Origin of the sequence: Acetobacter sp. DmW_136 (assembly GCF_008690365.1) — a bacterium.
Classification (GTDB): domain Bacteria; phylum Pseudomonadota; class Alphaproteobacteria; order Acetobacterales; family Acetobacteraceae; genus Acetobacter; species Acetobacter oryzifermentans.
The window spans coordinates 228,512-241,637 of record NZ_VHON01000007.1; the positions used below are offsets into that span (position 1 = coordinate 228,512).

At 55.0% G+C, this 13,126-nt stretch carries 10 protein-coding genes; 8 read left to right on the forward strand and 2 right to left on the reverse strand.

Annotated elements, in window-relative coordinates:
• The first annotated feature begins 20 nt into the window (after positions 1 to 20).
• The 4 genes from aroA to FKW31_RS04185 all read left to right on the forward strand — a co-directional run bounded on the left by aroA (position 21) and on the right by FKW31_RS04185 (position 5,540).
• Positions 21 to 1,421: a 3-phosphoshikimate 1-carboxyvinyltransferase gene (gene aroA / locus FKW31_RS04165; protein WP_150177888.1), complete on the forward strand. Its 1,401-nt coding sequence runs from the start codon at positions 21 to 23 to the stop codon at positions 1,419 to 1,421.
• The gene (gene cmk / locus FKW31_RS04170) at positions 1,418 to 2,071 is read left to right on the forward strand and encodes a (d)CMP kinase (RefSeq protein ID WP_089178343.1); all 654 of its coding nucleotides are present in this window, start codon (positions 1,418 to 1,420) and stop codon (positions 2,069 to 2,071) included. The genes aroA and cmk overlap by 4 nt, the downstream gene beginning before the upstream one ends.
• A gap of 284 nt (positions 2,072 to 2,355) precedes the next feature.
• Complete coding sequence (rpsA, locus tag FKW31_RS04175; protein WP_006116649.1) at positions 2,356 to 4,074, forward strand: 30S ribosomal protein S1; 1,719 nt, start codon at positions 2,356 to 2,358, stop codon at positions 4,072 to 4,074.
• Positions 4,075 to 4,187: 113 nt separating this feature from the next.
• Positions 4,188 to 5,540: an L-dopachrome tautomerase-related protein gene (locus FKW31_RS04185; RefSeq protein WP_193562038.1), complete on the forward strand. Its 1,353-nt coding sequence runs from the start codon at positions 4,188 to 4,190 to the stop codon at positions 5,538 to 5,540.
• A gap of 16 nt (positions 5,541 to 5,556) precedes the next feature.
• Here FKW31_RS04185 and rdgB read toward each other — a convergent pair whose 3' ends face one another.
• Together rdgB and rph are read right to left on the reverse strand one after the other, a co-directional pair.
• Positions 5,557 to 6,156, reverse strand: coding sequence for an RdgB/HAM1 family non-canonical purine NTP pyrophosphatase (rdgB, locus tag FKW31_RS04190; protein WP_150177890.1), 600 nt, complete (start codon positions 6,154 to 6,156; stop codon positions 5,557 to 5,559).
• Positions 6,153 to 6,887 carry a ribonuclease PH gene (gene rph / locus FKW31_RS04195; RefSeq protein ID WP_035350695.1) on the reverse strand — a complete coding sequence of 245 codons (735 nt, stop codon included), beginning with the start codon at positions 6,885 to 6,887 and terminating at the stop codon, positions 6,153 to 6,155. The genes rdgB and rph overlap by 4 nt, the downstream gene beginning before the upstream one ends.
• Before the next feature lie 100 nt (positions 6,888 to 6,987).
• Here rph and hrcA point away from each other — a divergent pair, with 100 nt between their 5' ends.
• The 4 genes from hrcA to FKW31_RS04215 all read left to right on the forward strand — a co-directional run.
• Positions 6,988 to 8,088, forward strand: coding sequence for a heat-inducible transcriptional repressor HrcA (gene hrcA, locus FKW31_RS04200; protein ID WP_193562039.1), 1,101 nt, complete (start codon positions 6,988 to 6,990; stop codon positions 8,086 to 8,088).
• Positions 8,089 to 8,184: 96 nt separating this feature from the next.
• The gene (locus FKW31_RS04205) at positions 8,185 to 10,938 is read left to right on the forward strand and encodes a penicillin-binding protein 1A (protein ID WP_063353272.1); all 2,754 of its coding nucleotides are present in this window, start codon (positions 8,185 to 8,187) and stop codon (positions 10,936 to 10,938) included.
• A gap of 58 nt (positions 10,939 to 10,996) precedes the next feature.
• A protein-coding gene (gene prfB / locus FKW31_RS04210) for a peptide chain release factor 2 (protein ID WP_096884278.1) occupies positions 10,997 to 12,128 on the forward strand; the annotation gives its coding sequence in 2 pieces (ribosomal slippage) (positions 10,997 to 11,065 and positions 11,067 to 12,128; 1,131 coding nt in all).
• A gap of 341 nt (positions 12,129 to 12,469) precedes the next feature.
• Positions 12,470 to 13,126: energy transducer TonB (locus tag FKW31_RS04215; RefSeq protein WP_150177893.1), on the forward strand; the 657-nt coding region annotated here is incomplete at its 3' end.

Sequence of the window (13,126 nt, forward strand, 5' to 3'; positions counted from 1 at the left end):
GGCAGCAGAAAGCAGTTTTTATGGTTTCTGGCGGATTGACTTGCCGCCCCACACGCCGGAATGAACAAGGTATGACACAGCAGACCACATCTTCTACTCGCCCATTACGGGTTTCTCGTGCTCCGGCTTCTCTTTCTGGTTCCATCCGGGTGCCGGGCGATAAGTCTATTAGCCATCGTGCCCTCATGTTTGCCTCCCTTGCCAAAGGGACCACGCATATTTCCGGCCTGTTGGAAGGTGAGGATGTGTTGTGCACGGCCGCAGCCATGCGTGCATTGGGCGCAGATGCCGTGCAAGAAGGCCCTGGCCAGTGGCGTGTAAGCGGGCCGGGTGTCGGCCAGCTTCAAGAGCCGAATAACGTGTTGGATATGGGCAATTCGGGCACAGCAGCTCGTTTACTGTCCGGCATTTTGGCCAGCCACGGCATGACATCTGTGATGACGGGTGATGCCAGCCTGCGCCGCAGACCCATGAAGCGCGTTATGGACCCACTGGCAGGCACTGGGGCCACATTCCTTGCGCGTGAGGGTGGCCGTTTACCCATGGCTATTCGCGGCTTGGCAGATCCTAAGCCTCTGGATTACCGTCTTCCCGTTGCTTCTGCTCAGGTTAAGTCCGCTGTATTGTTGGCTGGGCTGAATGCAGTGGGGGAAACGCGCGTAGAAGAACCAGTTGCCACGCGTGATCATACGGAAAATATGCTGCGCCATTTTGGGGCAGAAGTTTCCGTAGAAAAAACGCCAGAAGGTGGCCGGATTATTCGTTTGCAGGGGCGGCCCAACCTTGTGGCGCGTGATGTTGCTGTGCCGGGAGATCCTTCCTCCGCTGCTTTCCCGCTTGTTGCCGCACTGTTGGTGGCTGGGTCTGATATCACCATTTTTGGCGTAGGGCTCAATCCGTTGCGAACCGGGTTGTTTACCACATTGCAGGAAATGGGTGCGCAACTTGAAATCCTGAATGCACGCATAGAAGGCGGAGAACCCGTGGGGGATTTGCATGTGCGGGCTTCTGCTCTCAAGGGCGTGGAGGTGCCGCCAGAACGTGCGCCTTCCATGATTGATGAATACCCGGTGTTGGCTGTTGCGGCGGCCTATGCCTCTGGTGTTTCACGCTTTTGCGGGGTGGAAGAACTGCGGGTGAAGGAAAGTGACCGTCTGGCCGCAACCGTAGCACTGTTGGAAAACAACGGAGTCCGCACCGCAGTGGAAGGGAATGACATGGTCGTGTACGGCACGGCTGGGCATATTCCCGGTGGCGGCAAGGTGGAAACCCACATGGATCATCGTTTGGCCATGAGCGCTTCTGTTATGGGGCTTGTTGCCGAAAAACCTGTGGAAATTGATGACACCTCTTTTATCGAAACCAGCTTTCCGCAGTACTTGGATCTGATGAACAGCATTGGCGCGGGGTTTGTAGCATGACGCGAGGCGGCCCAGTTATTGCAGTAGATGGCCCTGCCGCAGCAGGTAAGGGCACTTTGGCACGCAGGTTGGCGGAAGCTTTGCACCTGCCGTATCTGGATACAGGCTTGCTCTACCGTGCTGTCGGGCGCTTGGCGTTGGATGCGGGGCAGGACCCAGCCTCTCCCGCGCAGGAATTTGCTGCACGTTTGTTGCCAGAAGATTTGGAAAGAACGGATCTACGTACCCCGTTGGTAGCGCAAGCGGCCAGCAAGGTGGCAGGGCAGCCAGAAGTGCGCGCCGCTTTGGTGGAAACGCAGCGCCGGTTTGCGCAGGCAAAAGGGGCTGTGCTGGATGGGCGGGATATTGGCACCGCTATTTTTCCGGATGCAGATGTAAAACTGTTTATTACGGCATCTCCCAGCACGCGGGCTTTGCGCCGTTTTTTGCAGCTTGGTGGTGACCGGAATGCTCCAGATGCCCCAACCCGTATAGCAGAACTGGAAGATGCCTTACGCACTCGGGACGATGCAGATGCCGGGCGTGCATCTGCTCCCATGCTTGTGGCGGATGACGCATATGTGATTGAGACAGATACGCTGGAAGCAGATGCCGTTTTGGCAAAAGCATTGCAGATTGTACGGGAACGACTCGCTGGAATCTCAGAATAAAAATTCTGCGAAAGTGTGTTCAAGCGGTTGCGCAATACCGTTTTTCTGGCAGTTTTCAGGCTGTGCACGGGTGGTTTGTATTGACAAGCGGCCTGTGGACAGTGTCTGTGCATGATCAAACACTGCGTACCATGCAGGTTTGTTTTTATTTTGATTTGAGGCTTGGCAAAAAGGCTACAGGGGATGGCCCCTATAGGCGCGCCAAGTAAGCCGTGCCGCAGGATGCGGGGCGCAGGAATAGCTTGTTTGCCCATTGCAGGCAGGCCCAAGGTTAACAGTTACACATGGCTTCAGCCACAACCCAGACTGCGGATCATTTCCGCGGTGAAGATTTTGCAACCCTTCTGGACGAAACCCTTGGCCGGGATTCGGGCTTTGATGGCTCCGTTGTTCGCGGCCGCGTTGTTCGTCTGACCGATGATTACGCCATTGTTGATGTCGGCCTGAAAAGTGAAGGCCGCGTTGCCCTGCGTGAATTTGCACCTCAGGGTGTAAAGCCGGAAGTTAAGCCTGGCGATATCGTTGAACTATATGTTGAACGGTATGAAGATCGCGATGGCAGCATCGTGCTTTCCCGTGAAAAAGCACGTCGTGAAGAAGCTTGGACCAGCCTGGAAAAGGCTTTCGAAGCCAATCATCGCGTCAACGGCACCATTTATGGCCGTGTGAAGGGTGGCTTCACGGTTGATCTGGGTGGCGCCATGGCGTTCCTGCCCGGCAGCCAGGTGGATATCCGCCCTGTGCGTGATGTTAGCCCGCTGATGGGTGTGCCCCAGCCGTTCCAGATTCTGAAAATGGATCGCGCTCGTGGCAACATCGTTGTGTCTCGCCGTGCCGTTCTGGAAGAAACGCGTGCTGAACAGCGCAGCGAACTGATCCAGGGCCTGACGGAAGGCATGATTCTGGATGGCGTGGTCAAGAACATCACCGATTACGGTGCGTTCGTTGATCTGGGCGGCGTTGACGGCCTGCTGCATGTGACCGACATTGCATGGAAGCGCATCAACCATCCGTCTGAAGCTCTGCAGATCGGCCAGCCAGTGCGCGTGCAGGTTATCCGCTTCAACCCGGAAACGCAGCGTATCTCCCTTGGCATGAAGCAGCTTGAAGCTGATCCGTGGGAAAATGTTGCCCTGAAGTACCCGCCGGGTGCTCGCTTCACGGGCCGCGTGACCAACATCACCGATTACGGCGCATTTGTTGAGCTGGAACCGGGTGTTGAAGGTCTGGTGCACGTGTCCGAAATGTCCTGGACGAAAAAGAACGTCCATCCGGGCAAGATCGTCGCAACCTCTCAGGAAGTGGATGTGATGGTTCTGGATGTGGACAGCGCCAAGCGCCGCATTTCTCTGGGTCTCAAGCAGGTTCAGCGCAACCCGTGGGAGCAGTTCGCGGAAGAGCACAAAGTTGGCTCCACCGTAGAAGGCGAAATCCGCAACATCACCGAGTTCGGCTTGTTCATCGGTTTGTCTGCAGACATCGACGGCATGGTTCACATGTCCGACCTGTCTTGGGACGAAGCGGGCGAAGAAGCCATGAAGCATTACGAAAAGGGCCAGGTTGTCAAAGCCAAGGTTCTGGACGTGGATGTGGAAAAAGAACGTATCTCTCTGGGCATCAAGCAGCTTCAGGAAGATCCGGCAGCCGATGCGCTTGCCAGCGTTCAGAAGGGCTCCATCGTAACCTGCATCGTGACCGCTGTTCAGACGAACGGTATCGAAGTGAAGGTTGACGATGTTCTGACCGGCTTTATCCGCCGCGCTGAACTGGCCCGTGATAAGGCAGAACAGCGTCCGGAACGCTTTGCTGTTGGCGAACGCGTGGATGCAAAGATCATCTCTGTTGATCGTGCAGCCCGCAAGCTGGCTCTGACCATTAAGGGCCGTGAAGTGGAAGAAGACAAGCAGGCCATTAACGAATACGGTTCTGCTGATAGCGGTGCTTCCTTGGGTGATATCCTGGGTGCAGCTATCCGTCGTCGTAATACAGACGGCGAAGACTAATTGTTCAGCCATAAAGGGGCGGTCTGGCTGCTCCTTTATGTTTTTTGAACATGACGTTTTAAGAAAATGGCGTCGGTTTCCGGCGCCATTTTTTTGTGCTGTGCCGTGTTGTGATGAGAGTTACGGACAGAAATCACGCGGATATCCGCCAATCTGTGCCACACTGTGCTTCAGATTCATCAAAGAACTGGAGACACAACGGAATGGTGCGCAGGAACATAACGCTGAATCAAAAATCACTCAGCCCTATAATCAGCTCAAAACTTGCACGTCGGCATCTGCTTGTAGCCGGTGGCATAGGGTTAGGTCTGGCATTTTCCCGCGCAGCGCGTGCAGTGTCGAGAGCTATTGTGCAAACCGGGGTGCATGGTGATCAGGGTTATGAATCCGCTGGGTCGTTCGAGATTGTGGCAGAGTTTTATGGGCCGGGGCCATCAGGCATTGTTGTTACGGATAATGGCCGTATTTTTGTGGGCTTTCCGCGGCATGCCATCAACCACAAAGGGGCTACGCTGGCAGAGTTGGTAAACGGCCATCTTGTTCCGTGGCCAAGCGCTGCGCTGAGCATGCCATCAGATGCACCTCCGGCAGAACGCCTTCTTTCCATCCACGGTATGACACAGGATACGCGCGGTTTTATCTGGGCGATTGATGACGGCAAATTGGCTGGCTTACCTTTGCAGCCGGGGGCTGCAAAAATTGTCTGTTTTGACCCTGCTACCAATAAATTGGTGCGTTCTATCGTTCTCAAATCACCGGCTTTGTTGCCTGATAGCCATATGAATGATTTGCGGGTGGATCTTACGCATGGGGCGGAAGGAAGTGTTTACGTGACCGATAGTTCCTTCGGCCATAGCCCGGCTTTGGTGGTGGTGGATATTGCCACAGGACAGCAAAAGCGCGTGTTGGGGAAGCATCCATCCATACAGGCAGAAGCAGGTTTTATGGCCGTGGTGGAAGGGCTGCCGCTCAAATATGATCCCGCGCAAAAACCCAAATTTGTTACCGGCGGGGTAGACGGCATTACTCTAAGCCCAGATTCCAGTCGTGTATTTTATTCACCTCTTACCAGCCGCCGCTTGTATAGTCTGCCAACGGCTTTGTTGTCTGATATGTCTGCCTCAGAAAGTACTTTGGCTGCTGCGGTAAAGGATGAAGGGGAGAAAGGCGTTGCGGATGGTCTGGCAACAGATGCACAAGGGCGCATTTACACCACCAATTTCGAGCATGATGCTATTTTCCGCCGCAATACCGATGGTTCTATGGAACTCATGGTGCATGATCCGCGCGTGCTTTCCCCAGATGGTATTTTTTGCACGCAAACCCATGTTTACTGCACGTTGGGGCAATGGAATCGGCTTGCCGGGTTTCATGATGGCAAAGATGAACGCCAACCACCGTATTTGCTGATTCGTTTCCCCATCCAGGGGCCACCTGTCAGTTCCGCAGAACCGGCAGGTGGTTAATCCGAAATGCGGCTTTTTAGCTCAGGCACGCTTTTTTAAAGGCATCAAACGCGCGGGCACGGTGGCTGATTGCATTTTTTTCTGTATCAGCCATTTCTGCAAAGGTACGGGTTTCGCCTTCGGGGGCAAAAATGGGATCATACCCATGGCCATGCGTGCCGCGTGGTGGCCAGACAATCTGGCCATCTATACGGCCTTCAAAGCTTTCCGTACGGCCATCAGGCAGAGCCAGACACAGCACACAAATAAACCATGCGTTGCGTTTGCCTTGGCCAATACCTTCTTCAATACGCGCCATAGCCCCGGTAAAATCTTTGTTGGGGCCAGCCCAGCGGGCAGAATAAATGCCCGGCGCGCTATCTAGAGCTGCTACGCATAGCCCAGAATCATCGGCCAGTGCTGGCAGGTTGGCAGCTTTGGCTGCGGCTAAGGCCTTAATGGCAGCGTTGCCAGTAAAGGTAGTGGCCGTTTCCTCTGGTTCTGGCAGGTTTAGCGCACCAGCAGAAACAACCTTGATGCCAAAATCAGCCAGCAGCGTGGCAAATTCTGCCAGCTTGCCAGCATTGTGCGTAGCAAGCACAAGGGTGCTGCCACGTTCTAGTTTTATAGAATTCATGCGTGCTTTTTTTCCGCAGCTTCCACGGCAGCTATCTGGGCTTCAAACAGCTCGGTCACACCTTTGCGGGCCAGTGCGAACAGGTTGTCAAACGCGTCTTCTGTAAACGGTGCGCTTTCTGCCGTGCCCTGAATTTCCACAATGCGGCGGTCTGCTGTCAGCACAAAGTTGGTGTCGGCAGAAGCAGAGCTATCTTCCACATAATCCAGATCCAGCACAGCGCCTTCCGTTGTTAACCCACAGGAAACAGCCGCAACCTGTCCCCGCAGTGGCAGCCGAGGCAGCACGTTGGTCGCAACCAGTTTGCCAAGGGCCAGACGCAGTGCCACCCATGCACCTGTAATGGAAGCGCAGCGCGTGCCACCATCAGCGTTCAGCACGTCACAATCCAGCGTAATGCTCATTTCACCCAGAGCGTTCAGATCTGTTACCGCGCGCAGGGAGCGGCCAATAAGACGCTGAATTTCCTGCGTGCGACCAGACTGTTTGCCCTTGGCGGCTTCACGGTTGCCGCGTGTGTGGGTGGCGCGGGGCAGCATGCCGTATTCGGCCGTAACCCAGCCGGTGCCTTTGCCACGTAAAAAAGGCGGTACGCGGTTTTCTATACTGGCAGTGCACAGTACTTCCGTGCCGCCAACGCGGATAAGGGCAGAACCTTCAGCGTGATGGGCAAAGCCGGTTTCAATGGTAATGGGGCGCATCTGGTCTGGCTGGCGGCCTGAAGGGCGCATAGAAAGCTCCTTGGTAAAATTAAGATGTGTGGCGCGTATGATGCGCTTTTGTCGGCAGTAAAACTGCACGAATAAGGTATATAAAGGCTATCCAGGATTTATGGATATACGAAGGAGCCCTTGTGTCATGAAGCGTGGTTTGCTGCCAGTAAAAGCTGCTCTGCCTCCGGGGCTGAATGCACGGTCTGCGGCTATTCTGCGTGAAGTGGTGGAAGAATATGTTGCGAGTGGGGAGCCCGTTGGTTCGCGCACTGTGTCTCACAGGCTTGGGCTGCCGCTTTCTCCGGCCACAATACGCAACATCATGGCTTCCCTTACAGAAGCTGGATTGCTGTTTTCCCCCCATACGTCTGCCGGGCGGCTACCTACAGAAAAAGGATTACGGCTGTTTGTAGATGGCTTGTTGCAGTTTGGCGCGCTTTCGGAAGAAGACCAGCGGGTAATTGGCCAATCTCTGGAGGCCAAGGGGCGTTCATTGCAAGATACGCTTACGGAGGCTTCTTCGCTTCTGGCAGGTATGTCCGATGCCGCAGGGCTTGTGGTGGCGCCTAAAGGGGATGGAGGTATCAAGCATATTGAGTTTGTGGCGTTAGGCAGCAACCGCGCACTGGTTATTCTGGTGGGGGCGGATGGGCATGTTGAAAACCGTGTGATTGAAACGCCTCCGGGTATGCCGCCTTCCGCTTTGGTGGAGGCCGCAAATTACCTGAATGCACGGGCCATGGGTGCGTCCTTGCCGGATTTACGCACGCGCGTAAGTTCTGAAATGACGGAAGACCGGAGCATTCTCAACGGTCTAACAGCAGAGGTGGTAGAAAGTGGTCTTGCTATTTGGGATGGTGGCGGAGATGGGCTGGGCGGCACCCTGATTGTGCGCGGGCAATCCCGTTTATTGGCTGATGTCGATGGGCAGGACAGGCTATTGGCCATTCAAACACTGTTTGACCGGCTGGAAGCGCAGGAAACCATGCTGCGTCTGTTGGAGTTGGTGGAAAGATCAGAGGGCGTGCGTATTTTTATTGGTGCGGAAAGTGGGTTGTTTGGGGCCACGGGCATGTCCGTTGTTATGGCTCCAGCCCGGAATGACGCGAACCGGGTTGTAGGTGCTATTGGTGTTATTGGTCCTACCCGCATCAATTACGGGCGTATTGTGCCGGTGGTAGATTATACAGCCCGCCTGCTAGGTGAAATGTTAGGTTAGTAACTGTTTGTGCGTGTGGTCGGAATTCGGCCATGATTTTTATTACAATGCGCAAACAGGGCAGACGATTATGTGTGAGAATGGTAAAGGGCCTGTATGACAAGCGCTCCGTCTTCTGGTGATCCGGGTTTATCTTCCAGCCATTCTCAAGGCAGGCCTCCGCAAAATCGCAGGCCCGATCTGCGCCGCCCACGTTTTCGACAGTGGCGGAAGGTAATTGGAGCAACGGCTGCACTGGCGTTGGTTGGCACAACGGGCGCTGTGGTTCTGCTTTGGTCTCAGTACGAAGGGATTGTAGCTGATCTACCAACGGTAGAGGGCTTACGCTCCTATCAGCCGCCAGTCATGAGCCGCCTTTACGCTGGGGATGATGAGCTTATTGCTGAACTGGCTAATGAGCGGCGTATTTTTGTACCCATCAGCGCTGTGCCAGATAAGGTAAAAAACGCTTTTGTTGCGGCGGAAGACCAGAAGTTCTGGACGCATAAAGGGGTGGACCCCGTTGCTATTGCCCGTGCCGGGCTTACAGATTTAACGCGCGGTAAGGGCAAGCGGCCCATTGGGGCGTCCACCATTACGCAGCAGGTGGCACGTATCATGCTGCTGGGCAGCAATGCGGTGTCTTTCCAGCGTAAAGCCAAGGAAGCTTTTTTGGCCATGCGGGTGGAGCAGGTGCTGCCCAAAGATAAGATTCTTGAAATCTATCTCAACGAAATTTATCTGGGCAGCGGGGCATATGGTATTGCCGCGGCATCCCAAACCTATTTCAACAAGCCGCTTGATCAATTGGATGATGCAGAAGCCGCGTTTTTGGCGGCGCTGCCAAAGTCTCCCACCAATTATAATCCAGTACGTTTCCCAGATGCAGCCAGAGGGCGCAGAAACTGGGTGCTGGAACGTATGGCTGATATTGGTGCCATTACGCATGATGCGGCCCGCGTAGCAGAAGCCCAACCACTTACTACCCGCAGCTTCACCCGGCCCGGCCCGGCGCCAGGGGCTGAATGGTTTGCGGAAGAAGTGCGCCGCGAACTGATGGAGCGTTACGGTCAGGACGTAACAATGCAGGGGGGGCTGGATGTTCATACCAGTCTGGATCTGCCGCTCCAGCGCAATGCGCAGGATATTTTGCGCCAAGGCTTGATGGCGTATGATCGTGCGCATCGTGGCTGGCGAGGGCCTGTGCACCATCTTTCCGATATCGGGTTATCTGCCTCTACGGCAGACTGGGTGCAGGCTTTAAGGGGAGTGCCCGTGCCTGCTGGTATGCTCGACCAATGGCGTTTGGCTGTTGTTCTGGATGCAAAGGGGCAGGTGGGCTGGCTAGAAGGCAGCGTGGTGCGGCGGAACAATGCTTCCCAAAGCGGAGGAGAGCCCCGTACAGGCGTTGTGCAGGCCAAGGATATGGCATGGGCGCGGCGCTTCAAACCATTGCGTGTGGGTGATGTGGTGATGGTGCAACCGCAGGCCGAGGGGGGGCATGTTGCCCTCATGCAGGTACCTGTGGTGGAAGGTGCCATTGTTACCATGAATGCGCGCACGGGCCGGGTTCTGGCTCTGGTGGGGGGATGGTCATTTCAGGCCTCGCAGTTTGATCGCGCAACGCAGGCGCTGCGTCAGCCGGGGTCTTCCTTCAAGCCATTTGTTTATCTGGATGCCATGGAACAGGGGATTTCCCCTTCCCAGAAGTTTGATGATTCCCCGGTTTCCTACGGGGCGTGGCACCCTAATAACTATGAAAAAGATTTCTGGGGGCCCACCACTCTGCATGATGCGCTGCGTGAATCGCGCAACCTGGTCACTATTCGTTTGGCAGCCCATCTGGGCATGAAAACCGTAGCGGATATGGCAACCAATCTGGGGCTGGTGGATTCCATGCCGCATGTGCTGCCCGCAGCGCTGGGGGCAGTGGAAACCACGGTGCTGAAAGAAGCTGGAGCCTATGCTTCGCTTGCAGCAGGTGGGCGCAAGGTGACGCCAACTTTGGTGGATGATGTGCAGGATCGAGAAGGGCACGTGATCTGGCGTCCGGAGGGGCTGGCATTGACTACAGCCGCCTTAGCGCAACCCAATAGCGGACAAACAGCAGATCAACCTGCTGCTGATGCTGTGTTTCCAGATGCGCCGTCGGATCAAAAATCTGGAGACGCAGGAAAAGTTGCGCCAGCACCAGCGCCTGCACAACAGCCTATTGTGATGCCAGGGCAGAATGATCTGCCTGCCTTGCATGATAGCCGACAGCAGGTGGCATCCGCCCAAAGTGCGTTCCAGATTACCACCATGTTGCAGGATGTTATCCGGCGCGGCACGGGTATGCGGGCTGGAACAGGCATTGATGTGCCAATTGCAGGTAAAACCGGCACCAGCCAGAACTTCAACGATGCATGGTTTGCTGGGTACACCCCAGATATTGTAACCGTAGTGTGGATTGGGTTTGATACGCCGCAGTCTCTCGGCAAGAATGAAACCGGTGGTGCTATTGCTGGCCCCTTGTGGAACAAGGTGATGAAAACCGCCTTAGATGGGTACCCACGGCAGGATTTTGTGCCACCTGCGGGCATTACGCTTGTGCAGTATGATACGGGCAGGGGCGTGGCGATAGATGCCTTTAAGGAAGGGCAGGTGCCGGGGCTTAGCGCAAACCTTTCAAGCAACGTAAACCCGCAGGAACTTACAGCAGCAGATACAGGTGCTGAAAACATGCCTGATTCTGAAAGCGATATGGCGGCTGAAGGTTCTGGCGGTGGGCAGGCTGGGGGGAGCGCGCCTTCTGGGGCTGGTGGATCGTCTGGTTCTGCGGCACCTTCTGCGCCAGCTGGGGGTGACATTGGTATGGGTGGCCTTTATTGAGAGACCAGCACCGCACTGTCTTTTTTGACATGATAGAAAAATATGGAGAATCGGCCTGATGTCTGCCGAGACTGAAGCCCTTAACGACCAGATCAAGCAGTCAGTGGCACTGCTGAGGAGGCATCTTTAACTGGGATGTCGCTCAGGAAAGACTTGCTGAACTGAACAACCGGGCAGAAGACCCCGATTTGTGGAACGATTCAGACGCCGCGCAAAAAATGATGCGTGAGCGTACTCTTCTGGCCAATCAGATTGAAGGTGTGGAAGCGCTTGAAACCAATGTGCGCGATACCAGTGAACTGATTGAACTGGCAGAAGCCGAAGGTGATGCGGATTTGGTGGCCGAAGGCATGGCCACGCTGCGTGATCTGGCGGAAGAAGCCAAACGGCGTGAAACAGAAAGCCTGCTTTCTGGCGAAGCAGATAGCAATGACTGCTATCTGGAAGTCAACGCAGGTGCTGGTGGTACGGAAGCGCAGGATTGGACAGAAATGTTGCTGCGCATGTACACTCGCTGGGCAGAGGCGCATGGCTACAAAGTCACGCTGATGGAAAGCTCCGAAGGTGAGCAAGCAGGTCTGAAATCCGCCACCATTCAGGTTTCTGGCCCCAATGCGTATGGTTGGTTGAAAACAGAAGCCGGTGTGCATCGTTTGGTGCGTATTTCACCGTTTGATGCTGCCGCCCGGCGCCAGACATCCTTTGCATCTGTTTGGGTATATCCCGTTATTGATGATTCCATTGAAATCGAGATCAATGACGCAGATCTGAAGGTAGATACCTTTAGGGCCTCTGGTGCCGGTGGGCAGCACGTTAACAAAACGGATTCCGCTATCCGTATCACGCATATGCCCACAGGTATTGTTGTGGCGTGTCAGACGGATCGTTCCCAGCACCGCAACCGTGCAACGGCCATGCAAATGCTGCGTGCGCGTTTGTATGAAGCAGAGTTGCAGAAGCGCGAAGCCGAGGCCGCAGCGGCAGAAGCCGCCAAAACGGATATCGGCTGGGGGCATCAGATCCGCTCTTACGTGCTTGCACCTTACCAGATGGTAAAAGATTTGCGCACAGGGGTAGAAACCGGCAACCCGGATGCCGTGCTGGATGGAGATCTGGATGCCTTTATGGCGGCAGCACTTGCCATGCGCGTAGGGGCAACGCGGTCAGAGGCCAGCGCCTCTGCTCAGTAAGTATTTATTTCTATATCGGAATAAAAATACAAAAAGCAGGCCCAAACTGGAGCCTGCTTTTTTGTTGTGCTGAAAGGCAGAACTGAACAGAGAAAACACCGGTAGAGCCGAGAAAACTCGGCTTTAGAGAGAGTTTGTTCCTAAGCCAGAACAGATTGTCTTTATGAAAGAAAATGTGAAATTAGCAGAACATTCTTGACAGAAAGCCTATCTAATTGCCCAATCGAAAGTTGGAAAAGGTTACCTGTATGGCAGAACAGCAATCTGTTATTGTCATGCCAGCGTAAACAGGCTCCGGTAACGCCCTGTGCATCAAGGGTAAGACAATAGCATCTGTTGAGATGCAGGGTGACAAAGGAGGACGTGCAAATATGAATGACTACGAGCAACAGCCGGGCTCGGTGAAATATACGTTCCGGGTAGGGGCTGTTGTCAGTGTTGTTGCCTTGCTGGTGGTTGTCGCGCTGCATCTTATGGGCGTGCTGGGGCTGATGTACGGTATGGGCACCACGGCAAGCGTTCCCGTTACACATCCGCCTATCAAAACAGTCATGCTGCCGCCACCTCCACCGCCGCCGCCCCCACCTCCACCGCCTCCACCACCGCCGGTTATGGCAGTGCCTCCGCCGCCATATATTCCGCCGCCCAAAATCAAGGTGCCGCCACCACCCAAGCCGCCCATCAAGCATGTGGCCAAGGTTCCGCCCAAGCACCCAACGCCGCCGCAAACCAAAACGGCAGCGGCGCCGCCAGCAGCAACTGCTCCAAGCAGTGCGGCAGCAGCAGGGAATGGCACAACAGATGCACCAGATACATCTGCTGGTTCGGCACCTTTAAACAATGTGCAGCCGGTCTATCCGCCAGAAATGGAGGAAGACAATATTGAAGGTCGCGTTACGTTGATTTGCGATGTGGAACCTTCGGGCATGACCAGCAACTGCCATGTGCAGTCGGTTTCTGGGGGGCAGGCCTTTGCTCAGTCTGCGTTGGATTACGTG